A 22,692-nucleotide genomic window follows, 5' to 3' on the forward strand; every position below is an offset into this window, starting at 1 on the left:
CCCAATCAGCCCTTCATCATGTTGACGTCTTCAACAGCGATCGAGCCGCGGTTGCGGTAGAAGACGACGAGAATTGCAAGCCCGATGGCGGCTTCCGCGGCCGCGACGGTCAGAATGAACAGAGCAAAGACCTGGCCAGTGATGTCGTTCAGGAACGACGAGAAGGCGACCATGTTGATGTTGACCGCAAGCAGGATCAGTTCGACCGACATCAGGATGACGATGACGTTCTTCCGGTTCAGGAAGATGCCGAAGACACCAAGCGTGAACAGGATGGCGCTGACGGTGAGATAGTGGGAAATTCCGATTTCCATTTTTTGGTTCCTCGACCTCGCGTCCGAATTAAATGCCCTGCCCGGGCTTGACCGTGATCACCTCGACGGCGGTCTCGGGCGTGCGGGCAACCTGCTGCGGAATGCTCTGGCGCTTGATGTTCGTGCGGTGGCGCAGCGTGAGGACGATGGCGCCGATCATGGCGACCAACAGCACAAGGCCCGCGATCTGGAAGAAGTAGACGTAGTGGGTATAGAGCACGTCGCCGAGTGCGGCGGTGTTCGTCCGGTCGGCAACCGCCGGGATCGGCATCGAGATGCCCTTGGCAATCTCCGGCGAGAAGGTCGCGCCGCCGACGACGATGATCAGTTCGGCAGCCAGGATCAGACCGATCAGCGCACCGACGGGCGCATATTCAAGCACGCCGGCTCTGAGTTCGGCGAAATCGATATCGAGCATCATGACGACGAACAGGAAGAGCACCGCAACCGCGCCGACATAGACCACGAGCAGGATCATCGCCAGGAACTCGGCGCCAGCCAGCAGGAACAGGCCCGCCGAATTGAAGAAGGTCAGGATCAGGAACAGCACCGAATAAACGGGGTTCCTGGCCGCAATGACCATAAATGCCGATGCCACCGCGATGAAGGCAAAGAGATAGAAAAAAAGAACCTGCAGACCCATGATCGGTGCCTTTTTCGTCTTGCACGGCGTGAGGCTCTTGCAGCCCCCACTCCACTGGCAAAGCCGGACTGATGTCCGGCCTTTGCCCCAAACTGTTTCACATGTGCCGCCTTGAAGGGCGACACCACGCATCGGCCTCAGCGATAGGGCGAGTCCATTGCGATGTTGCGTGCGATTTCCCGCTCCCAACGGTCGCCATTGGCGAGGAGCTTGTCTTTGTCGTAGTACAGCTCTTCACGCGTCTCGGTGGCGAATTCGAAGTTCGGTCCCTCGACGATGGCGTCGACCGGACAGGCTTCCTGGCAGAAACCGCAATAGATGCACTTCACCATGTCGATGTCGTAGCGCACCGTGCGGCGGGTGCCGTCGTTGCGGCGCGGGCCGGCCTCGATGGTGATGGCCTGGGCAGGACAGATCGCCTCGCAGAGCTTGCAGGCGATGCAGCGCTCTTCGCCGTTCGGATAACGGCGCAGGGCGTGTTCGCCACGGAAGCGCGGGCTGACCGGCCCCTTTTCGAAGGGGTAGTTCAACGTCGCCTTCGGCTTGAAGAAGTAGCGCATCGACAGAAAGAACGCGCCGACGAATTCCTTGAGGAACAGCGAGCTGACGGCTTGCGAAAGACCGGCCATCATTTACCTCCAGACTTGCCGGCCTGGGAGCGGCCAGCGGTATGCAACCGAGCGAAAGCCAGCATCATGCAGCTCCCGTCAGCTTGAGAACGAATGCAGTGATCACGACCATTGCCAGAGAAATCGGCAGGAAGACCTTCCAGCCGAGACGCATCAGCTGGTCGTAGCGGTAACGCGGAACGAAAGCCTTCACCATCGCGAACATGAAGAACACGAAGGATGCCTTGAGAACGAACCAGATGATGCCCGGGACCCAGTTGAGGAACCAGACGTCAACCGGAGGCAGCCAGCCGCCGAGGAAGAGAATGGTCGTCAGCGCGCACATCAGGCAGATGGCGGCATACTCGCCGAGCATGAACATCATGTAAGGCGTGGAGCCGTATTCGACCATGAAGCCGGCGACGAGTTCGGATTCCGCTTCCGGCAGATCGAAGGGCGGGCGGTTCGTTTCAGCCAGCGCCGAAATGAAGAACACGATGAACATCGGGAACAGTGCGAGCCAGTGCCAGTCGAGGAACGATGCGGGCAGACCCAAGTTCGTACCGATGCCGTTGCTCTGCGCATTGACGATATCAGTCAGGTTCAGCGAACCCACGCACAACAGGACGGTGACGATGACGAAGCCGATCGAGACTTCGTAAGACACCATCTGCGCGGCAGAACGAAGCGCGCCGAGGAAGGGATATTTGGAGTTCGACGCCCAGCCACCCATGATGATGCCATAAACTTCAAGAGAAGATATGGCGAACACGAAGAGGATGCCGACGTTGATATTCGCGATCACCCAGCCGGCATTGAGCGGAATAACCGCCCAGGCGGCGAGCGCCAGCGTCACGGAGACGAGCGGCGCGAGCAGAAAGATTGCCTTGTTTGCGCCAGCCGGAATCACCGGCTCCTTGAAGACGAACTTCAAAAGGTCGGCAAAGGACTGGAAAAGACCCCAGGGGCCCACCACATTCGGACCACGGCGAAGCTGGACAGCAGCCCAGATCTTGCGGTCGGCCAGCAGAACGTAGGCGATGAAAAGCAGCAGCGCGACCAGCAGCAGCAGCGACTGGGCGACATGATGATCGCAGGCCAGACATAGGTCGAAACGAAAGCGTCCATGATACTCTATTCCCTCGCGCTCATTCCGCCGCAGCTTTGAAGTTGTTGCGTGCCAAAGCCGAGCATTCGGCCATGACGGCGGATGCGCGCGCTATCGGGTTCGTCAAATAGAAGTCTTTGACCGGAGACGCAAACACGGATTTGCCCATCTCACCGGCTTTTTGAGCAAGTGCGGCAATTTCGTCGCCACTGCCGACGGCAATCGCGTCGACATCGGCGAAATGCGGCTGCGCGGCGTAAAGCTTCGAGCGTAATTCGCCAAGCGAATCAAAGGGCAGCTTCTTGCCGAGAACGTCGGAGAGCGCACGGATGATCGCCCAGTCCTCGCGGGCGTCGCCCGGAGCGAAGCCGGCACGGTTGCCGATCTGCACGCGGCCCTCGGTGTTGACCCAGGTGCCGGATTTTTCGGTGTAGGTGGCGGCGGGCAGGATGACGTCGGCAGCGTGGGCGCCATTGTCGCCATGCGAACCGATATAGACAGTGAAGCCGGACTTGCGGCCAGCAAGATCGATCTCGTCGGCGCCGAGCAGGAAGAGAACGTCAGTGGCCGAAACCATTTCGGCGGCCGTCTTGCCGTTCTTGCCCGGGACGAAGCCGAGGTCGAGACCACCGACGCGGGACGCTGCGGTGTGCAGAACGGCAAAGCCGTTCCAGTCGGCCGTCACTGCGCCGACAAGCTTGGCGGCAGCGGCGAGAACGGCGGCACCGCCCTCCCCTGCAACGGCGCCCTGGCCGATGATGATCATCGGACGCTGCGCCTTCTTCAAGGTCGCAGCGAACTTGCCCTTGCCGGACACGAGTTCGGCCAGCGTGTCGGTGCCTGCACCGAGGTATTCGTATTCGTAGCGCAGTTCACCCTGCTCGCCGATGACGGCGATCGGGAAATTGCCCATCCGGTAACGCTTGCGGATGCGTGCGTTGAGAACGGATGCTTCGAAGCGCGGGTTCGAGCCGATGATCAGCAGCGCGTCGGCGCTCTCGATCCCCTGAATGGTCGGGTTGAAGATGTAGCTGGCGCGGCCGAGCGACGGATCGAGCGCTGCACCATCCTGGCGGCAGTCGACGTTTTCGGAACCGAGCGAAGCAAGCAGTTCCTTCAGCGCGTACATTTCTTCTACGGAAGCAAGGTCACCGGCGATGGCGCCGATCTTGTCGCCGGAGGTCGCTGCAACGGCAGCCTTGACCGCCTGGAACGCTTCGCTCCACGTTGCAGCCTGCAGACGGCCGTCCTTCTTGACATAAGGACGGTCGAGACGCTGAGTCTTCAGGCCGTCCCAGATGAAGCGGCTCTTGTCGGAGATCCACTCTTCGTTGATGTCCTCGTTGACGCGCGGCATGATGCGCATCACTTCGCGGCCACGGGTATCGACGCGGATGGCCGAACCGAGCGCGTCCATCACGTCGATCGATTCGGTCTTGTTCAGTTCCCACGGACGCGCCGTGAAGGCGAACGGCTTGGAGGTCAGCGCGCCGACCGGGCAGAGGTCAACGACATTGCCCTGAAGCTCGGAGGTCATGGCCTGTTCAAGATAGGTAGTGATCTCGGCGTCTTCGCCGCGGCCGATCAGGCCGAGTTCGGCAATGCCGGCCACTTCCGTGGTGAAACGGACGCAGCGCGTGCAATGGATGCAACGGTTCATCACCGTCTTGACCAACGGGCCGATATACTTGTCTTCGACAGCGCGCTTGTTTTCCTGGTAGCGCGAACTATCGATGCCGAAGGCCATCGCCTGGTCCTGCAAGTCGCATTCGCCACCCTGGTCGCAGATCGGGCAATCGAGCGGATGGTTGATCAGCAGGAATTCCATGACGCCTTCGCGCGCCTTCTTGACCATCGGTGTGGTCGTGAAGACTTCCGGCGTCTCGCCGTTCGGACCCGGACGAAGGTCGCGCACACCCATGGCACAGGAGGCGGCGGGCTTTGGTGGCCCTCCCTTCACCTCGATCAGACACATGCGGCAGTTGCCGGCGACCGACAGCCGCTCATGGAAACAGAAGCGCGGAACCTCGGCGCCGGCTTCTTCGCACGCCTGAAGCAGCGTGAAATGATCCGGGACCTCGATCTCTTTTCCGTCGACTTTCAGCTTTGCCATCTTCGTACTCAATCCTGTCTTCCATCCGTCCACCTTGAGGCGACGGACAATTCCAACACAGCCATGCTGCTTGCCGGTGGCGACCTCTGCCGGTCACCGCCTCTTATTCTTTTGCGCCTTTCAGCGCCTTTGCCTGCTTTACCCAGTCGTCGCGCAGAATACGTCCGCCAAAGCCCAGTTCGTCGTCGAAGCGGGCAATGTCGGCGTCACTCCAGGCGGCGATATCGGCGAACCGGCGAATGCCCTTGCCGTTCAGGACCTGCTCGAGCTTCGGGCCGATGCCGGAAATCCGCATGAGGTCGTCGGCGGTGCGGGTCTTGGACCGCGAAGCTGCCGGCGCCTTCACGCGCTCCGCCAGCTTGTTCTCAGCCTTCGGCTTTGATACCGCGCCTTTCTTGGCGACTACCGGCTTCACCGTCTCTTGCGGCATTGCTTCTGCCTGAACCGGAGCTGCTTGGGTCGGAACGACCTCAGCCGGGGCGTCTGCCTGCATCTGGCCAGCCAAGGCCGAGCCCTTCTGCAGCGCTTCGACGGCGCCCTGCATCGCGCCGAACATAACGCCGGCGATGTGGCTCGACAGACCGAAACCAAGCGCGGTGGCAGCTGCCACGGCGCCTGCCGGATGCGCCATCAGCGGATGCAGCGGCACTTTGGGCATGGTCTTCATCCATTCGGCCATGCCGAACGGATCGGCCGGATCACTGCCAAGCGGACGTGCGGACGGAATGCCGCTCTCGGCCTCTCCCCTCACCTGTCCATCCTTGCGTGTGCCGGCCATGGCCCGTTACTCCGCCGCTTCCAGCACCGCGCCGTGCGACGTCGCGTTGCGGGTGTATTCGTCGATGCGCTTTTCGATCTCCGGACGGAAGTTGCGGATCAGGCCCTGGATCGGCCAGGCGGCCGCATCACCCAGAGCACAGATCGTGTGACCTTCGATCTGCTTGGTGACGTCGAACAGCATGTCGATCTCGCGCTTCTGGGCGCGGCCCTGCACCATGCGTTCCATCACGCGCCACATCCAGCCGGTGCCTTCGCGGCACGGCGTGCACTGGCCGCAGCTCTCGTGCTTGAAGAAAGCCGAGATGCGGGCAATTGCCTTGATGATGTCCGTGGAGCGATCCATGACGATGGCAGCCGCCGTGCCGAAGGACGATTTGACTTCACGAAGCCCGTCGAAATCCATCGGGCAGTCAATGATGTCTTCCGCCTTGACCACCGGGCACGATGCGCCGCCGGGAATGACCGCCAGCAGGTTGTCCCAGCCGCCGCGTATGCCACCGGCATGCTTGTCGACGAGTTCACGGAAGGTGATGCCCATCGCTTCTTCGACCGTGCACGGCTTGTTGACGTGACCGGAGAGCATGAACAGCTTGGTGCCGACGTTGTTCGGACGGCCGATCGACGAGAACCAGCCAGCGCCGCGGCGCAGGATCGTCGGGGCAACTGCGATCGACTCGACGTTGTTGACGGTCGTCGGGCAGCCGTAGAGACCCATGTTCGCCGGGAACGGCGGCTTCAGGCGCGGCTGGCCCTTCTTGCCTTCAAGGCTTTCGAGCAGCGCGGTTTCTTCGCCGCAGATGTAGGCGCGGCGCGTGGTGGACGTAGATGTCCATGTCCCAGCCCAGCTTGTTGTTCTTGCCGAGCAGGCCGGCGTCGTAGCATTCGTCGATCGCAGCCTGCAGCGCCTCGCGCTCGCGGATATATTCACCGCGCACGTAGATGTATGCGGTGTGCGCACCCATGGCGAAGCTGGCGATGACGCAGCCTTCGATCAGGGTGTGCGGATCGTGACGCATGATGTCACGGTCCTTGCAGGTGCCCGGTTCGGATTCGTCGGCGTTGACGACCAGATAGTGCGGACGCCCGTCGCTTTCCTTCGGCATGAAGGACCACTTGAGACCGGTCGGGAAGCCTGCGCCGCCACGACCGCGAAGACCCGAAGCTTTCATCTCGTTGACGATCCAGTCGCGACCCTTTTCGAGGATCTGCTTGGTGCCATCCCAATGGCCGCGGCTCATCGCGCCCTTGAGAGACTTATCCTTGAGGCCGTAGATATTGGTAAAGATGCGATCTTCATCTCTGAGCATGGTTCACCTCTTTACCGCGGCTTCTTGCCGAAAACTCTGATGTATTCGGCTTCGCCACCCTTGGCGAGCGCCTTGGCCTGCTTGACCCAATCGTCACGTTCGATCCGGCCCTTGAAATTGAGATAGCTGTCGACCCATTCGCGCTCGGCCTTCTTCCACGACGCGACTTGCGCGAACGTGTAGATGCCGAGTTCGTGCAGCGTGCCTTCGATCTTCGGGCCAACGCCGGAGATCAGCTTGAGGTCGTCGACAGCCGCCGGCCTAGCGATGCCTGCCGGGCGGTTCTTGTCTTCAAGCGACGGCTTGCCGGAAACGTCGGCCGCCCTGGCGGGCTTCGACTTGTCGGCGGTGTCGCCCTCGACCTTGGCGTTTGCCGCCGCTTCCTTCTTCGCCGTCGCCGGCGTCTTCACGGCGGCGTTGGTTTCGCTGGCAGCGGTCTTTGCCCGTGCAGCGTTCGATGGCGGAACGCTGACAACAGGCGCATCGCTGACCTTCTTCGCGCTCGCGGGAGCCTTCCTGGCCGGCGCGTCCGGCGTCATGAGCGTGGTCGGGCCACCTTCCGGCGCCGAGAAGACACGATCGATCTGCGGACCGGTGGCGACTTCGGCACCCTTGCCTGCATCGAAGCGGTCGATGATCTGCTCGAGCTGCTCGGGCGTCAGGTCTTCATAGGTGTCCTTGAAGATCATGACCATCGGCGCATTCACACAGGCGCCCTGACATTCCACTTCTTCCCAGGAAAGCGTGCCGCTCTCGTTGAGGGTGAAAGGATCGTGGGCGATCTTGCTCTTGCAGACCCGGATCAGGTCTTCGGCGCCACGCAGCATACACGGCGTCGTGCCGCAGACCTGCACGTGAGCGCGCGTTCCGACCGGCTTCAGCTGGAACTGGGTATAGAAGGTCGCAACTTCGAGCACGCGGATATAGGCCATGCCGAGCATGTCAGCGATCGATTCGATCGCGGCCTTCGTTACCCAGCCGTCCTGCTCCTGCGCCCGCATCAACAACGGAATGACCGCGGACTGCTCACGGCCTTTCGGATACTTCTGGATTGTCTTCTTTGCCCAAGCGGCGTTTTCGCGATTGAACGCGAATGCGGCCGGCTGAACATTGTCTTCGGCTAGTCGACGAACAGACATTCTTCACGACACCTTATCAGTTAATCGACCCACACCGCGATTTCGTCACCGAAACGAATTCGCAGGCATAGGCTGACTGGTCTTTTTGTAAAAATACGATGTAGCGCGTGCCGTTGGCCACGGCCGCCTTGATCTCGTAGCCCTTGGCCACGAGATCGGCCATCGAGCCCCCACGCATCGCGGCAGACGCTTCGCTGTTGACGGAATCCTGTGCGGATGCCGCCGTCGCAAGCATAAGAAATCCTGCCATTGCCAGGGGCGCGAAACGCATCAGCGATCCACCTCACCGAACACGATATCGAGGGAGCCCAGCACGGCTGACACGTCGGCAAGCTGGTGTCCGCGACAGAGGAAGTCCATCGCCTGCAGATGCGCGTAGCCCGGGGCACGGATCTTGCAGCGATAGGGCTTGTTGCTACCGTCGGAGACGAGATAGACGCCGAATTCGCCCTTGGGCGCTTCAACGGCTGTATAAACCTCGCCGGCCGGCACGTGGTAGCCTTCGGTGTAGAGCTTGAAGTGGTGGATCAGCGCTTCCATCGAGCGCTTCATCTCACCACGTTTTGGCGGAACGATCTTACCGTCCATCGACGAGACCGGGCCAATCTTGGCATCGCCGAGCAGACGGTTCACGCACTGACGCATGATCTTGGCCGACTCGCGCATTTCGATCATGCGGATGAGGTAACGATCGAAGCAGTCACCGTTCTTGCCGATCGGAATGTCGAAATCCATGTCCGAATAGCATTCGTAGGGCTGCGAACGGCGCAGGTCCCAGGCAGCGCCGGAACCGCGAACCATCACGCCCGAGAAACCCCAGGCCCAGGCGTCTTCCAGCTTGACGACGCCGATGTCGACGTTGCGCTGCTTGAAGATGCGGTTGCCAGTCAGAAGCTCGTCGATATCGTCGACGGTCTTGAGGAACGGGTCGATCCACTTGCCGATATCCTCGACCAGCTCATGCGGCAGATCCTGGTGCACTCCGCCGGGACGGAAATAGGCCGAGTGCATGCGCGCGCCGCAGGCACGCTCATAGAACACCATCAGCTTTTCGCGCTCCTCGAAGCCCCAGAGCGGCGGCGTCAGCGCGCCGACGTCCATGGCCTGCGTGGTCACGTTCAGAAGATGCGACAGGATACGGCCGATTTCCGAATAGAGAACGCGGATCAGCTGGCCGCGGATCGGAACTTCGGTTCCGGTCAGCTTTTCCACTGCAAGCGCAAAAGCATGCTCCTGGTTCATCGGCGCGACGTAGTCGAGCCGATCGAAATAGGGAATCGCCTGCAGATAGGTCTTGGTTTCGATCAGCTTTTCGGTGCCGCGATGCAGCAGACCGATATGCGGGTCGACACGCTCGACGATTTCGCCATCAAGCTCGAGCACCAGACGAAGAACGCCGTGCGCCGCCGGATGCTGCGGACCAAAGTTGATGTTGAAATTGCGGACGTTATGTTCGGTCATACCGATTACTCCAGGCCGGACGGCGCCCTCAAAGGGTCGCCGCGGGCCGACTTAGTCTCACCGTGCTTTCGCCCTCTCGTCGCCGGGCAGGACGTATTCCGTCCCTTCCCACGGGGAGAGGAAGTCGAAGTTACGGAATTCCTGCTTCAGTTCAACGGGCTCATAGATGACGCGCTTGGCTTCGTCATCATAGCGAACCTCGACAAACCCGGTGACCGGGAAGTCCTTGCGCAGCGGATGCCCTTCGAAACCGTAGTCCGTCAGGATGCGACGCAGGTCCGGATGGCCGGTAAACAGAATGCCATACATGTCGTAGGCTTCGCGTTCGAACCAGTCGGCGCCCGGAAAGACGCTGGTGGCCGACGGCACAGGCTCGCCTTCACCGGTCGCAACCTTGATGCGCACGCGGAAATTCTGGCGTGGCGACAGCAGGTGGTAGACGACATCGAAACGGTCCGGCCGCTGAGGCCAGTCGACACCGCAAACATCGACGAAGTTGATGAAGGCGCACTGCACGTCGTCGCGCAGGAACGTCAAGAGCTCGATCAGGTTTGCAGCCGTCGTCGTCAGCGTCAGTTCGCCGTAGTTGATGGCGGCATCCGAAATCAGCTGGCTGCGCGTCTCGCGCAGATAGGAGGCAAGCTCGTTCAGGGCTTCACTCATGTTAAGGACCCCCTACCCTTAGCGTTCGATCGTGCCGGTCCGGCGGATCTTCTTCTGCAGCAAAAGCACGCCGTAAAGCAGCGCTTCTGCTGTGGGAGGACAGCCTGGCACATAGATATCAACGGGCACGACACGGTCGCAGCCACGCACGACGGAATAGGAATAGTGATAGTAGCCGCCGCCATTGGCACACGAGCCCATCGAGATCACGTAACGCGGCTCCGGCATCTGGTCGTAGACCTTGCGGAGCGCTGGCGCCATCTTGTTGGTCAGGGTGCCGGCGACGATCATCACATCGGACTGGCGCGGTGAAGCGCGCGGCGCGAAGCCGAAGCGCTCGGCGTCGTAACGCGGCATCGACATCTGCATCATCTCGACGGCGCAGCAGGCAAGACCGAAGGTCATCCACATCAGCGAACCAGTGCGCGCCCAATTGATGAGCTCGTCGGTCGACGTAACCAGAAAACCCTTGTCGGCGAGCTCATTGTTGATCTCGCCGAAGAATGCATCATTGCTGCCGATCGGCTTGCCGGTCGAGGGATCGATGATCCCCTTCGGCTTGGGCGCAACGAGCGTGGTGCCGGATGCTAGTTCCATTCCAGCGCTCCCTTCTTCCATTCATAGATAAAGCCGATCGTCAGCACACTGAGGAAGACCATCATGGACCAGAATCCGAACCAGCCCAGCTGGTGGAACGAGACGGCCCACGGAAAGAGGAAGGCGACTTCCAAGTCGAAGATGATGAAGAGGATCGACACAAGATAGAAACGAATGTCGAACTTCATTCGAGCGTCGTCGAACGCATTGAAACCGCATTCGTAGGCCGACAGCTTTTCCGAATCAGGCGCCTTGAACGCGACGGCGAAGGGGGCAATCAAAAGTGCCACGCCGATCACAAGTGCGATTCCAATGAAAATCGCGATCGGAACATAGGAACCGAGAAGTTCAGTCATTGTTATCCGTCCCTGCCTGCGGGAGGGCGCATGGGAGAGCGCCAAACAACAAATCTCGCAGGCCGAAAAATATGTTGCAACGCCAGAGTGGTTAGCGCAGCCCGCGCTTGCGCGCAAGCCTTCGAGGGCCATTTAAACCGGTTCGCGGCACAGGATTGGACGACGTGTCGCGGCAAAGCGCTGATTTGCAGGCACGGGCAGACTTTACGGTAAAAGCGACGCCAGAAGGACAGATTGCCGCACTGCAAAAAACAGAATTTGCAGTGACGTTGTATCGGAGGAATCAAGAGGTAAATGGCGCGAGTGACGGGGCTCGAACCCGCGACCTCCGGCGTGACAGGCCGGCACTCTAACCGACTGAGCTACACCCGCATCATCTTGAAGTGGCTGGAGCGTTTCCGCCCCGGCACCGAGCGGGCTTGCCCGTTCGATGAGCGGCTAACTAAGCGGTTCGCATTTGGGTGTCAAGCGTGTTTGGAGACAAATCCATAACGGAGCCAATTTTGATCCACAGGCAATGTCAAAGCCGCCCTCGACCTCCCCTTAAGAGAGAGGGCCCCTGCCCTTTGCGCAGCAGCCGGCTCTGGCGTGAGGAAAGACAATGCACAGATACATGCCAGCGACTGATGGATTCGGATGAAAGTCGTCGCGTGGCCAATCACCTTTTTCCACAGTCGCCGCTCTCCGCTTTTTTCCACAATGTGAAAACCCGGCAACTCCTGCACTTTTGTCGCCTCGTGCAAAAAAAATCAAAAAAACGACGGAAATGCTCTTGCGGTTTTTTTCGGTTACGCCTAGATCACGGCCACCGACGCGGCGGACACATCCGGTCCGAACGCTGAAGGGCGATTAGCTCAGTTGGTAGAGCGCCTCGTTTACACCGAGGATGTCGGGAGTTCGAGTCTCTCATCGCCCACCATTTTTTCCTTGGAACTTCCACCGCCGACTCAACAAGCGCATTTGCGTTCATGTTTTCACTGTCGAACTGTCCGTGGCCAAAATTCTGCGCTTCCTGTGTTCAGGCGTTCATCAGATCGAGCTGTCGGTACCGTGACCCAAGGCAAACGCCCGCACAGGCTTCGACGATAGAGCGACCTGCGCCTTTCGCGCGATGCAACCGAATTTGTTGAAAGCGATCCTTACGCCACGTGCGCTGTGAACGCGCTGGCGACAGATTCGTCACGAATCGCAAAGCAGCAGACGAGCAAAAGAATCAGCTAGCTGCCGCGATACTGTTCGTCGGTGACATGCTCCAGCCAGTCGACCGCCTTGCCGTCGAGCGCTTCCTGGATGGCGAGGTGAACCATGGCCGTGTCAGGCGCGGCACCGTGCCAATGTTTTTCGCCTGGCGGAAACCAGACCACGTCTCCCGTACGAATCTCACGCACCGGCTCGCCCCAGACCTGCGCCAGGCCTCTGCCCGATGTCACCACCAGCGTCTGCCCAAGCGGATGCGTATGCCATGCGGTCCGCGCGCCGGGCTCGAAGGTCACGTTGACGGCGCGCACACGGGCCGGCTCTGCTGCCTCGATGACGGGATCCTGCCTGACTGTCCCGGTGAAGTAGTCGGCCGAGGGTCGTGTCGACGCTCGCGATCCGCTGGGTATGATTTCCATCTGCCGTTCCTCCGGGTTTCCGTCACGATCATTCGCCGACGGCATGTCGGCATCATAACCTGTGGATAGTCACTTCCGGGCACGCCGTTCGGGCAATATCGCAAAGATGCTCGTGGTGCGTCAGGTAGATCACCTGCCCGACGCGGGCCATATCCGCCATCAGCTCGAAGGCGCGACCGGCGCGGCCGTCGTCAAACGTCTCCATGATGTCGTCTGCGATGAAGGGCAAGGTTTCGCGCGCCGCGGCGACCTCGTGATAGCCGGCGATCCTGAGCGACAGATAAAGCTGAAAGCGCGTCCCCTTGGAAAGATCGCGCGCCAGCTTGGACCCGCCAGTTGCGGCGTTGGCAATCAGGAATTCCTGACCCTTGTCGGCCTGCGCCGACAGGCTGGAATATTCTCCACCGCTGATGCGGCTGAAGGTTTCCGAGGCGCGCCGCATCATGCCGCTGCGATGGCGCTCGCGAAAGAGCCGGAGTGCCTGCTCGGCGGCGATCAGGCCGGCTCTCAGCTTGAGATAGCCGAGCGCCTTGGCCTCGATCTCCAGAAGCAGCGTGCGGCGACGCTGATCGAGTGCTGCGACAGCGTCGTCGCCGGCGATATTGGCGAGCGCCCCTTCCTTCGTCCGCATGTCGGCGTGCAATTCACTTACATCACGGTCGCTCTCTTCAAGCAGCGCCTCGACGCGAGCCAGTTCCAGCCGCACCGCTTCGTCGTCAAGCGCAGCCAGCAACGCCTCGGCGTCTTCGCTGCGGGCGACACCAAGGCGCTGCGCAAGGTCGGCCTCCGATTCGGCAATGCGCTGGCGCAGCCGTTCCTGCTCGCGGGAAGCGTCGAGCCGCAAGCCGGCTTCATCCAATGTCTCGCAGTCGAAGAAGTCGAGGACCAGACGTTTGCGGGCAATGTGAAGATCCTGCTCGGCAGCAACGCTGCGTTTCTCCTCCTCAAGGCGGGCAAGCTCCGTCAACAGCGTAGCGCGCCGATCCTCCTGCTTTTCAGCCTCTGCGGCACGCGCCTTCATGGCGGCGAAAATCGCAAGCGTATCTCCGGTGTCGGGCACACCGGCAAGATTTGCGATCGCCGCTTCAAAAGCCACTTGATCCTTGCGCATGCCGGCGACGCGGTGATCGAGATCGGCCTTGCGCTGCACCAGCTTGTCGAGATCCTGCAAGACCGCGAGCATGGGGGCGATTTGATCCGGCAGCAGCTGTTCCGGCCGACCGGCAAGCCAGGTGGTTGAGAGCAGATCGTCCCATTGCTCCCGCCAGGAGCACAGGGCGTCCTCGGCTTGCGCCAAGATCGACTTACGCTGCTCCAGCGCGTCACTGGAACGTCGGACCGCCTCGCGCGCCGCCTTGCCGGCAGAAAAAGCCGCCTGGGCCTGCCCGACAGCATTCTCGGCAAAGGCCATGAGATCGTCGAGCCGTTGCGGCAAACGCTCGGTCACACCGATCTCGGCAAGTGAATCCTTCAGAACATCGCGCGCGTCATTCTCGTCGGCCTGGGCGCGATCGAGCTCCAGCCGCGTAGAACGCTGTTGTGTGCGGACATCGAGCGCCGCGAGCCGGGACACGAGCCAGGCTTCCAGCTGCGTCAACTGCGTGACGTCAGGTAAACCGCTTGCAGAGGCTGTTGCTTTGACCGCCTGTGCAAGTGCAGACGCCTCCTCGGCGAGCGAGCATTGTTGTCGCCCAAGCTCATCAAGACGCGCCCGGCGCTCGGCGATCGACAAAGCGAGCGAGCGCATATCCGCGACCTTTGCTGCCTCGGCGAGCCGCAATGCCGTCGCATCGTCGTCGCGACCCAACGCGTCCTCAAAGATTTCCGCAGTCGTCGCATCCAACCGGACCTTGTGCCGCTCCCAGGCGTGTTGTCGCTGCTGGCGAATCTCGATGGACGCCCGGTCGTCAAGGGCGCCGCCCGAAGCAATCAGGGCCGCGAGGCGAGCTTCCTCTCCGGCCAGTTGTTCAGTTTCGCTCGCGACGCGGTCGGCAAGGCGCAGGCGCCTTTGGTCCTGCGCCGCCGTGTCGCGTCGCCAGGTCTCGATCGTGCCGGCAGCGGGCACAGTCAGGCCAAGCAGATCATCGGCGCTGCCTGAATAGGGTTTCAAAGCCGCCAGCTTGTCGGCAAGCTCTGCATCCAGGCGTTCGAGCACTTGTCGGGTGGCCTGCAGGCGCAGGGAGCAATCATCCTGCCGAACACGCCGCAAGCGCTCGACAAACGCGCTCGGATCGATGGCCGAGCTGCGTTCGGCCTGCAGCCGCGCCAGCTCGTCTGTCGCCTCCCGCTCCATCCGTTTTGCCCCATCCGCCTCCTGTCGAGCCGATGCCGCACGCTCCTGCAACGCGGAATGCCGCCGTGAGAGTTCCTGCAGGCGAGCGCCTGTGGCCGTCGGCAACAGCAGCGATGCCGGATCCTGGTCGCCGCGCTCGCCGAGCCTAACGAGGCAGGCAGAAATTTCGATATTTGTCCGCGACAGTTCGTCGATCCGTGCGGGCATGTCGCGCGCGGCTGTGACGTAACGCGCATCGAGCGCCGTCTCCTGCAGCGCGTTCAAACGTTCCACCAGGATGAGGGCCGCCTTGTCATGCGGCAGGACCTCCAGCTCTTCCTGCCGACGGCGACTTTCGTCCGCGAGTTGACGCAACCTGGTCGCAATTTCGATGTCGCGCCGTCGCAGTGCGGGCAGTTCTGCGGCCCACTCGGCCGGCGCTGGCGGCAAGGCCGGCGCCTTTGCCAGATCAATGCGCAAGCCACACAGGCGCCGGAAGAGCGGCAAGGCATCGATCTGCGCTCGCAGGCGATCGCGCTCCACTCGCAGTTCGACGCGCCGCGCCATGGCCGCGTCGTGGCGCTCGCGGGCGGCAAGAAGCGTCTTGCGCAGCGATGCATATTCACGCGCATTGACGTCCAGCCCGTTGCGCTCGACTTTCAACGCATCGAGTTCGGCCTTCAGCTCGGAAAGCTGATGCTTGCGTGCCTGGGGTCGATAGAAGGCATCCGCCTCGGCGCGCAGGATAGACAGGATCGCAGCGCTGTCCGGCAGACCTGAACTGGCGGAAAAGAGCAGGGAGCCGAGTTCGCCCTCGCTCTTCAGGATCGCCTCCCCTCCCTGCTCGATACTGTCGTCGTCGAGCGAGAACATCATGCGGTAGGTCGCGCGGTCGATCGAGCCGAGCGCGGCGGAAAACAGATTGTCCGGCAACGGCTGATCGTCGGCACCGACCAGCGTGTTGGTCTTGCGCTTTATCCGGAAGGCCTGATGGGTGCGGCCGGCCGCCTCGATCGTGCCGCCAACCCGCATCGTCTGATAGGCGTGCAGAAAGCCGTAGGAGCTGTAATGCTCGATGCCGAAGAGCAGGTCGAGGAAGCCCGAAAACAGCGTCGACTTGCCGGCCTCGTTCGGGCCGTAAACGATATGCAGGTCTGGCCTACCTGATATCGCCGGACCGAAGTCGAGGCGCCGCTCGGTAAACTTGCCGTACCGCACCAGGTCGAGTTCGCGCAGCCGCATCAGCGTGAACCCTCGCCTGCATTGCCATGAAGGTGTGCGAGCACCTCCGCAGCACCGGAGACACCGGCATCGAACGCCAGTCTTTCGACCGCCGCCTCATCCGGCGCCAGAACCTGGCGCAGGTCCGGCGGCAACTGCTGCAGCAATTCCTCGACCGCAGAGCGCACTTCCTGACGGAAACCGTGGGCCGGCAGGACATCGCTGCCGACAAGGGCCGCCAGTTCGTCGACCGGATCAGCCATAACCGCCCCCGCCTCTGCACCAGGACTGCGGCAATCGAGCTCGATTTTCTCGACCCAGCAGCCGCCGTTGCCCGCAGCCACATTGTCGATCTCGGCCCGGAGCAGATCGCCATCACGGCGCATGCGCCAGGAAAGCGGCGTCGCGCCAGTCAGTGTCAGGCGGAAGATCACATTGTCGGCAGCGGTCGTCTCGCGCGACTGCAAGAAAGCGTTCCCGACCGTATCAAGCATATCGCCCCACTCGGAAACGCCGGTGAGGTCAAGGCTGATCCGCTCGAAGGTGGCAAGGCCGATTGCCCGCTCCTCGATCGAAACCCGCCCTTCGTCGGTCACCGTCACCAACGTCACGCCCTTGCTGCCGGCTTCGTTGATGTCGCGCCCCTGCGGCATGCCCGGCATGACGACGAAAGGTTCGCTGGCATGGACCTGACGCTGATGGACATGGCCGAGCGCCCAATAGTCGAAGCCGTGCGCCTGGAGATCCGCCACGCTGCAGGGAGCATAGAGGTCATGGCCGGCAGCGCCGGCGAGGCTCGTGTGCAACATGCCGATATTGATCGCGTCGGCGACCGGTGACTGAAAGGACGGCAGCAAGCTTTCCGACGCATGGGGGTTCGCAAAGCTCACACCATGGATATAGACATCGCGGCCGCTCTCCAGCGTCTTTGCGAGGACTGCCTTGCCGCGGCCCTTGAAGACGTGTGTCGATGGCGAGAGCGTCAGCTCGTTCGTCACTTGCGATTGGGCATCGTGATTGCCGCGGATGATGAAGACCCGGATGCCGGCCTCGTCGAGCCGGCGCAGTTCGCCAGCGAGAAACAGCGCGGTGTTCATCGAGGTCTGGCTGCCATCATAAAGGTCGCCGGCGATCAGCAAGGCATCGACCTCTTCGGCAAGGCAAAGATCGACGATCCTCACAAGCGCTTGCCTGGTCGCACCGCGCACGATGTCGGCGAGCTCGGCATTTCGAAGCGCAAGGCTGCGCAGCGGGGAATCAAGATGAAGATCGGCGGTGTGAACGAAGCGGAAGGACATGGCCGACCATGGCCCGTGGGAGCAGCACCCGTCAATGCGCCGGACACCGTCATCCACGCGGATGCGCCCGTCACTCGCCGTTATTTCAGGGCAGTTAAGTAAAGCCAGCGCTCATACGTAATGACTGGAGTTTCGACTTGAAACGTTCTGCCGCAAAAGCGCGCGCCCCTATGTGCAAATATCAGATTATACTCACTTTAATCGATTAGCGCTTTTGTAAGAACTTGTTGGCTAGGTTCCGCTCGGCTGCATTTTGCGTGCGGCCAAGCACAGGAATGACTCCCTGCTTCGGCATCCGCTCCGTCATGACGATCAAGAGCCGGAACGACTTATTCATGCACAAGCTTTTACGGACGCCGTTCCTCCGGAGTTATTCATGTCGCGCCTAAAGATATCACACACCCTTATTGCCCTTTTCCTGATGGTTGGCCTCATCGTCACCGTTCTGGCCGTCGCCTCGCTTGGCGGCATCAAGATGATGAACGAGCGCAACAACGAGATTGCCACCACGTGGCTGCCGCGTGTCTCGCTCTCGCGCGCACTGGAAACCCAGCTTTCGGACACACGCATGTCGTTTGCCCGGCACCTGATCTCGCTGACCCCCTTCGAGAAGAAGGCGGCCGAGAAGGTCATCGGCGAAACCGTAGATGGCTTCAACAAGCTTTCGGACGAATACGCCGCCCTGATGGTCAACGACGCCGACAAGGCAGCACTTGAAAAGGTCAAGAGCGCCTATGAGGCCTACCTCTCGGTTTCCGCCGGCATGGTCAAGCTCTCCAACAATCTCGAGAATATGAAGGCGCAAAGCGTGTTCAAGGTCGAGATGCGCGAGAGGGAACAGCAGGTCGACCAGGCGATCAAGGAAATGCGCGCGCTCAATCTGGCCGGCGCCGACGCTGCCGTTGCTGACAGCTCCACCACGCACGACCAGATCCGTATGATCGAAATGGCTGTCATCGCGGTTGCGGCTCTCATCGTCCTCGGCGCTATTTTCTACGCAATCCGCGGCATTGCCCGTCCAATCCAGATCATCACCCGCTCGATGGCAGGTCTCGCAAATGGCGATACGGCCACCGCCATTCCCTATGGCGTGCGCAAGGACGAGATCGGCGAGATGGCGCGCGCGTCGAGGTCTTCCGCGAGGCGGCCATCTCCAATCTTCAGCTCGAGGAAGATGCCAAGGTCCAGCGTTCGCAGGCAGAGGCCGAGCGTCACCGCGTGACCGAAGAGGCCGAGGCGGCCGCACAGCTCCGTCTGCAGGAAGCGACAGCCGGCCTTGCAACCGGTCTTCGCCGCCTGGCGGCCGGCGATCTCGCCTTCCAGCTCAACGAACCTTTCGCACCGGATTTCGAACAGCTGCGTCACGACCTCAACCAGGCCGTTGCCCAGCTGGCCGATACACTGGCTGCCGTCTCCTCCAGCTCGGGCAGCATCGACAGCGGTGCACGCGAAGTCAGCCAGAGCGCCGACGATCTGTCACGTCGCACCGAACAGCAGGCCGCGTCGCTGGAAGAAACGGCAGCCGCCCTCGACCAGATCACGGTCAATGTCGGCAGCTCGTCCAAGCGCACCAACGAAGCCCGCGCCATTGCCAGCCAGGCAAACGAAAGCGCCCACAAGTCCGGCGCCATCGTCTCCGGCGCAATCGACGCCATGGGCCGCATCGAGCATTCGTCGAGCCAAATCTCCAACATCATCGGCGTCATCGACGAAATCGCCTTCCAGACCAACCTGCTGGCGCTGAATGCCGGCGTGGAAGCAGCGCGCGCCGGTGATGCCGGCAAGGGATTTGCCGTCGTCGCCCAGGAAGTGCGCGAACTCGCACAGCGTTCGGCCAATGCCGCCAAGGAGATCAAGGACCTGATCCGCAATTCAGCGGTGGAAGTGCAGAGCGGCGTCAAACTCGTGCGTGAAACCGGCGAGGCTCTGCGCACGATCGAAGGCTTTATCGTCACGATCAACCAGCACATGGACGCGATCGCCGTTTCGGCACAGGAACAGTCCGCCGGGCTTTCCGAGGTCAACACCGCCGTCAACCAGATGGACCAGGTGACCCAGCAGAACGCCGCAATGGTCGAAGAGGCGAACGCCGCAAGCGCGACGCTGGCACAGGAGGCCGGCCGTCTTCGCGAACTGATCGCTCGCTTCACATTGGCCCAGGATTCGGGCCACGGTTACGCGCCTTGGACCGGCTCATCGCGCCGGGCAGCATAGTCCGAACGGGTGAAATTCTTGGCACTACAAGTGAAACGGCCTCCGGAAACGGAGGCCGTTTCTTGCTTGCGGAGGTCGTTACCGTGAAATTGCAGAGGTTTTAGTCGACAAATGTAGCAATTGTAACTATCAATAATGTTGCTGCCATTTGACATGGCACCTCACAATTTTCCAACGATGATCATGAAGAAGACATTCGAAGTTTCCGACAGACTGTTTGAGCTTTATCACCGCGTCCACCGGCTCGTGAACGAGTCGATGACGGAGGAAGGCGTTTCGCTGGCGCGGAGCAAATTCCTGTTCTTCCTGAGCAAGCTCGGCCCCTGTCGCTCGACGGATATCGCCTGCGCGCTGAACTTTGCGCCGCGCACCGTCACCGAAGCGATCGACGGCCTCGAGCGCGACCGATTGGTGATGCGCAAACCCGATCCCGAGGATCGCCGCGCCAAGATCGTCTCGATCACCGACACGGGACGCGTGATCCTGGAGGCAGCCGAACACCCGCGCAAACAGCTGATCGAGGAGATCTTCTCCGCGCTCGACGACAAGGAGCTCGGTCAGCTCTTCGATATCGTCGGCAAACTCGTCGACAAGACCGACGAAATTCGCAAGCGCAAGGATGAGGCCGAAGCAGCACAGATTGCGGTCGCTCGCTAGGCCCGCCCTTCCCCCAGCCTTTACAGATAGCCGAAACAGAAAGAGGCCGGGACGTCATGTCCCGGCCTCTTTCGTTTTTCTCCTGGCCCGACGATTACATCGCGTCGATGGCACCGATGGAGAAGAACAGTGTCTCGCCGGAGGAATCGTCGACGCCGTCATTGTCGGTGACGACATAGCCGTTGCCGGCGGCATCGACGGTGAAGCCTTCGACCTTGTCGACGACGTAACCCTTCAGGGCCCTCAGATCGGGAAGGAGGTCGCGAACCTCTTCCTTCTTGACGACAGGAAGCTCGCCGCCAAGGGCTGCCGGCTTCAGGTCGGCAAGGGCGACACGGTAGAGCTTCTTCAGCTTGGCTGCCTGGCCGATCAGGTTGTCTCGCTCGATGATATAGGCATAATCGCCGTGGACGGAGATTTCCGACAGGCCGACCCAGCCGCCATCCGCCTTCTCGAGCGGATAACGCACAGCACCCCATTCCTCGCTCGACGGCTTGTAGGAGACGAGCTTGACGAAGCCCTTCTCGTCGTCCTTCCATTCGCGCTGGACGGCCATCCAGAGAACCTGATCGTCGCCTTCGCCGACAACCGTTACACCCTCGAAGCCGAAGCGGCTCTCGCCTGCACGCAGAGTTTCGGGCAGGGCGATCTCCTTCTTGATCTCGCCCTTCTTGTTCACACGCAGCAGCGCGTGGCTGTAGAGCTTGTCGGCGTTGCCTTCCGAAGCGAGCCAGAAGCCCCCTTCCCCATCATTGGCGATGCCTTCGATGTCGAGCTTCTGTGCCGGGGCGCCATCGCGGGTGATCCGAAGCGTCTCGGTGATCAACGCCGGCTTCTGCGTCGCATCGATGGTGAAGATGGTCGGCTGCGATGCATAAACCGAATCGTTGACTGCGCGCAGGAAGCCCGGCTTGTCGGCAACGGCTGCGAGGCCCGACAAGGCTCCGAAGCCCACCGGCAGACCATCCTTGTCCGCCGAACGGATCTGCGGATAGGCGGCTTCACCTTCGCCACGCTCGTAGATCATCACATGCGAGCGAGCGCCGCCGTCTTCGCCGAGATCGACCTCGTTGGCGGTCGCAAGCAGATTGCGCGACGGGATCGCGACGGCACCCTCCGGCGAGATGCCCGACGGCAGCAATTGCAGCAGTTCCGGCTCGGCGCCGGTGTCCTTGTAAACGCCGACGACGGATGCACGTTCGGCAAGCACGAAGAACAGATTGTCTTCGCCGAACTTGGCAGCCTCGAGGCCTTCCGGCTCGACGCCCTTGGCCGACGAGCGCTTCTCGGGATAGTGGCCGATCGAAGCGATCTCGTGTTCGAAACTCGCACCCGATTCGAACAGGACCTTACCGGCCGTATCGAAGATGGTGAAGCCGCGCGAACCGCCCTCATAGTCACCTTCGTTGGCGACGACGATGCGATTGTCGTCGAGCCACTTGACGGCGTCAGGCTCGCGCTTGCGGCCCGGTTGCTCGTCCATGAAGGCGATGGCGCCGTCACGCTTGGCGTCGATGTCCCTAAGGTCGACCGCGCCAGCGGAGAAATGCGTCTTTACCGTCGCCGACTTGCCGTCGATGATGACGATGTGGTTGTTCTCCTGCAGCGTCAGCGCAATCTCGTCCTTGCCGTTGAAGGACACGAATTCCGGCTCCGGGTCGTCGCCTGCAACCTCGGCAAGACCGGTGAGGGTCACGTGCTTGATCGTCGCGCAATCGGCACCACCATCCTTCAGAGACAGGATCACCAGGTCGCCGGCAGGCATCTGCGGGATCTTGCCGTCGTTGACCTCTTCATCGCGCTCATTCTCGATCGCGATCGCAGCAATGGTCCGGTCCTTGTTGACCGCGACGGAGTCCGGCTGGCCGCCGAGATCGCAGGTCGACTCGACCTTCTTCGAGGCAACGTCGACGGTAGCGAGAAAGCCGGAAGGCTTGGTGAAGCTTTCGCGTGTGTTGACCGCGATCAGGGCCTTGGTACCGGCGACGGTTACCGAGGTCGGCTCGCCATCGAACGACACGATACCGGCCGCCTTCGGCGCCTTGGCGTCGGTGATATCGATAAGGCCGATGCGCTTGCCCGGGCTATCGGAATAGATCAGCGTATTGCCGTCTTCGGTGGCGGTAATGATTTCCGCGGATGTCGCGTCCTTGCGGGCATCGCCCTCCGGCAGATTGTCGGCAACGGCGAAGGACGCAATACGATTGAACACCGGTTCGGCGGCAGCCGGAAAGGCAACGGACGCAAGAAGTATGGCGGCAAGTGCCGTTCTGCATGATGAAATGGTCATGAAAAATCCCCCATGTCGAATATTCAAAACAAGGG

General features: G+C 61.3%; 18 protein-coding genes, 2 tRNA genes and 2 pseudogenes. 4 read left to right on the plus strand and 18 right to left on the minus strand.

The features are described from left to right. Nucleotides 1-5: 5 nt before the first annotated feature. From nuoK to BKP54_RS04885, 14 genes and pseudogenes are all read right to left on the minus strand, one after another. Entirely contained in the window at nucleotides 6-314 is a 309-nt protein-coding gene (gene nuoK, locus BKP54_RS04820; RefSeq protein ID WP_025426592.1) for an NADH-quinone oxidoreductase subunit NuoK, read from the minus strand. 28 nt (nucleotides 315-342) lie between these two features. Continuing rightward, the gene (locus tag BKP54_RS04825) at nucleotides 343-957 is read right to left on the minus strand and encodes an NADH-quinone oxidoreductase subunit J (RefSeq protein ID WP_025426591.1); all 615 of its coding nucleotides are present in this window, start codon (nucleotides 955-957) and stop codon (nucleotides 343-345) included. A 137-nt stretch (nucleotides 958-1,094) separates the two neighbouring features. Then, nucleotides 1,095-1,586: an NADH-quinone oxidoreductase subunit NuoI gene (gene nuoI, locus BKP54_RS04830; protein ID WP_025426590.1), complete on the minus strand. Its 492-nt coding sequence runs from the start codon at nucleotides 1,584-1,586 to the stop codon at nucleotides 1,095-1,097. A 64-nt stretch (nucleotides 1,587-1,650) separates the two neighbouring features. After that, nucleotides 1,651-2,693, minus strand: a pseudogene (nuoH, locus tag BKP54_RS04835) (NADH-quinone oxidoreductase subunit NuoH). A gap of 20 nt (nucleotides 2,694-2,713) precedes the next feature. Continuing rightward, on the minus strand, nucleotides 2,714-4,786 hold the full coding sequence (gene nuoG, locus BKP54_RS04840) for an NADH-quinone oxidoreductase subunit NuoG (protein WP_025426588.1): 2,073 nt from the start codon (nucleotides 4,784-4,786) through the stop codon (nucleotides 2,714-2,716). Between the two features lie 103 nt (nucleotides 4,787-4,889). Further along, on the minus strand, nucleotides 4,890-5,564 hold the full coding sequence (locus BKP54_RS04845) for an NADH:ubiquinone oxidoreductase (protein WP_084814299.1): 675 nt from the start codon (nucleotides 5,562-5,564) through the stop codon (nucleotides 4,890-4,892). A gap of 6 nt (nucleotides 5,565-5,570) precedes the next feature. Beyond that, nucleotides 5,571-6,873: pseudogene (nuoF, locus tag BKP54_RS04850) on the minus strand (NADH-quinone oxidoreductase subunit NuoF). 11 nt (nucleotides 6,874-6,884) lie between these two features. Then, on the minus strand, nucleotides 6,885-8,012 hold the full coding sequence (locus BKP54_RS04855) for an NADH-quinone oxidoreductase subunit E (protein WP_025426585.1): 1,128 nt from the start codon (nucleotides 8,010-8,012) through the stop codon (nucleotides 6,885-6,887). Between the two features lie 16 nt (nucleotides 8,013-8,028). Continuing rightward, nucleotides 8,029-8,283: a hypothetical protein gene (locus BKP54_RS04860; protein ID WP_025426584.1), complete on the minus strand. Its 255-nt coding sequence runs from the start codon at nucleotides 8,281-8,283 to the stop codon at nucleotides 8,029-8,031. Then, complete coding sequence (locus BKP54_RS04865; protein WP_025426583.1) at nucleotides 8,283-9,473, minus strand: NADH-quinone oxidoreductase subunit D; 1,191 nt, start codon at nucleotides 9,471-9,473, stop codon at nucleotides 8,283-8,285. The genes BKP54_RS04860 and BKP54_RS04865 overlap by 1 nt, the downstream gene beginning before the upstream one ends. A 57-nt stretch (nucleotides 9,474-9,530) precedes the next feature. Then, on the minus strand, nucleotides 9,531-10,136 hold the full coding sequence (locus tag BKP54_RS04870; RefSeq protein WP_057226518.1) for an NADH-quinone oxidoreductase subunit C: 606 nt from the start codon (nucleotides 10,134-10,136) through the stop codon (nucleotides 9,531-9,533). Between the two features lie 18 nt (nucleotides 10,137-10,154). Beyond that, entirely contained in the window at nucleotides 10,155-10,733 is a 579-nt protein-coding gene (locus tag BKP54_RS04875) for an NADH-quinone oxidoreductase subunit B (RefSeq protein WP_025426581.1), read from the minus strand. Further along, entirely contained in the window at nucleotides 10,724-11,089 is a 366-nt protein-coding gene (locus BKP54_RS04880; protein WP_025426580.1) for an NADH-quinone oxidoreductase subunit A, read from the minus strand. Before BKP54_RS04880 ends, BKP54_RS04875 begins: the two co-directional genes overlap by 10 nt. A gap of 295 nt (nucleotides 11,090-11,384) precedes the next feature. Beyond that, nucleotides 11,385-11,461, minus strand: a tRNA-Asp gene (locus tag BKP54_RS04885). Nucleotides 11,462-11,932: 471 nt separating this feature from the next. Here BKP54_RS04885 and BKP54_RS04890 point away from each other — a divergent pair. Continuing rightward, nucleotides 11,933-12,008 (plus strand) — tRNA-Val (locus tag BKP54_RS04890). A gap of 298 nt (nucleotides 12,009-12,306) precedes the next feature. On the opposite strand, the gene BKP54_RS04895 is transcribed toward BKP54_RS04890, so the two are convergent. Genes BKP54_RS04895 through BKP54_RS04905 form a run of 3 tightly spaced genes read right to left on the minus strand, consistent with a single transcriptional unit; the run spans nucleotide 12,307 to nucleotide 17,496 of the window. After that, complete coding sequence (locus BKP54_RS04895) at nucleotides 12,307-12,705, minus strand: cupin domain-containing protein (protein ID WP_025426579.1); 399 nt, start codon at nucleotides 12,703-12,705, stop codon at nucleotides 12,307-12,309. Between the two features lie 52 nt (nucleotides 12,706-12,757). Continuing rightward, a complete protein-coding gene (locus tag BKP54_RS04900) occupies nucleotides 12,758-16,219 on the minus strand; it encodes an AAA family ATPase (RefSeq protein ID WP_057211428.1) in 3,462 nt (1,153 codons plus the stop codon). Next, nucleotides 16,219-17,496, minus strand: a complete 1,278-nt coding sequence (locus BKP54_RS04905) for an exonuclease SbcCD subunit D (protein ID WP_025426577.1) — start codon at nucleotides 17,494-17,496, stop codon at nucleotides 16,219-16,221. Before BKP54_RS04905 ends, BKP54_RS04900 begins: the two co-directional genes overlap by 1 nt. A gap of 376 nt (nucleotides 17,497-17,872) precedes the next feature. Here BKP54_RS04905 and BKP54_RS37255 point away from each other — a divergent pair, with 376 nt between their 5' ends. The 3 genes from BKP54_RS37255 to BKP54_RS04915 all read left to right on the plus strand — a co-directional run bounded on the left by BKP54_RS37255 (nucleotide 17,873) and on the right by BKP54_RS04915 (nucleotide 20,367). After that, nucleotides 17,873-18,718, plus strand: coding sequence for an MCP four helix bundle domain-containing protein (locus BKP54_RS37255; protein ID WP_348626726.1), 846 nt, complete (start codon nucleotides 17,873-17,875; stop codon nucleotides 18,716-18,718). Then, complete coding sequence (locus BKP54_RS37260) at nucleotides 18,715-19,710, plus strand: methyl-accepting chemotaxis protein (protein WP_348626727.1); 996 nt, start codon at nucleotides 18,715-18,717, stop codon at nucleotides 19,708-19,710. The genes BKP54_RS37255 and BKP54_RS37260 overlap by 4 nt, the downstream gene beginning before the upstream one ends. A 183-nt stretch (nucleotides 19,711-19,893) precedes the next feature. Continuing rightward, nucleotides 19,894-20,367, plus strand: a complete 474-nt coding sequence (locus tag BKP54_RS04915; RefSeq protein ID WP_025426575.1) for a MarR family transcriptional regulator — start codon at nucleotides 19,894-19,896, stop codon at nucleotides 20,365-20,367. Between the two features lie 94 nt (nucleotides 20,368-20,461). Here the strand turns inward: BKP54_RS04915 and BKP54_RS04920 are convergent, their stop codons facing one another. Beyond that, nucleotides 20,462-22,657: an esterase-like activity of phytase family protein gene (locus tag BKP54_RS04920; protein WP_057221474.1), complete on the minus strand. Its 2,196-nt coding sequence runs from the start codon at nucleotides 22,655-22,657 to the stop codon at nucleotides 20,462-20,464. Between the last annotated feature and the right edge of the window lie 35 nt (nucleotides 22,658-22,692).

Source organism: Ensifer sp. 1H6 (genome assembly GCF_001976035.1).
GTDB lineage: Bacteria > Pseudomonadota > Alphaproteobacteria > Rhizobiales > Rhizobiaceae > Ensifer > Ensifer canadensis.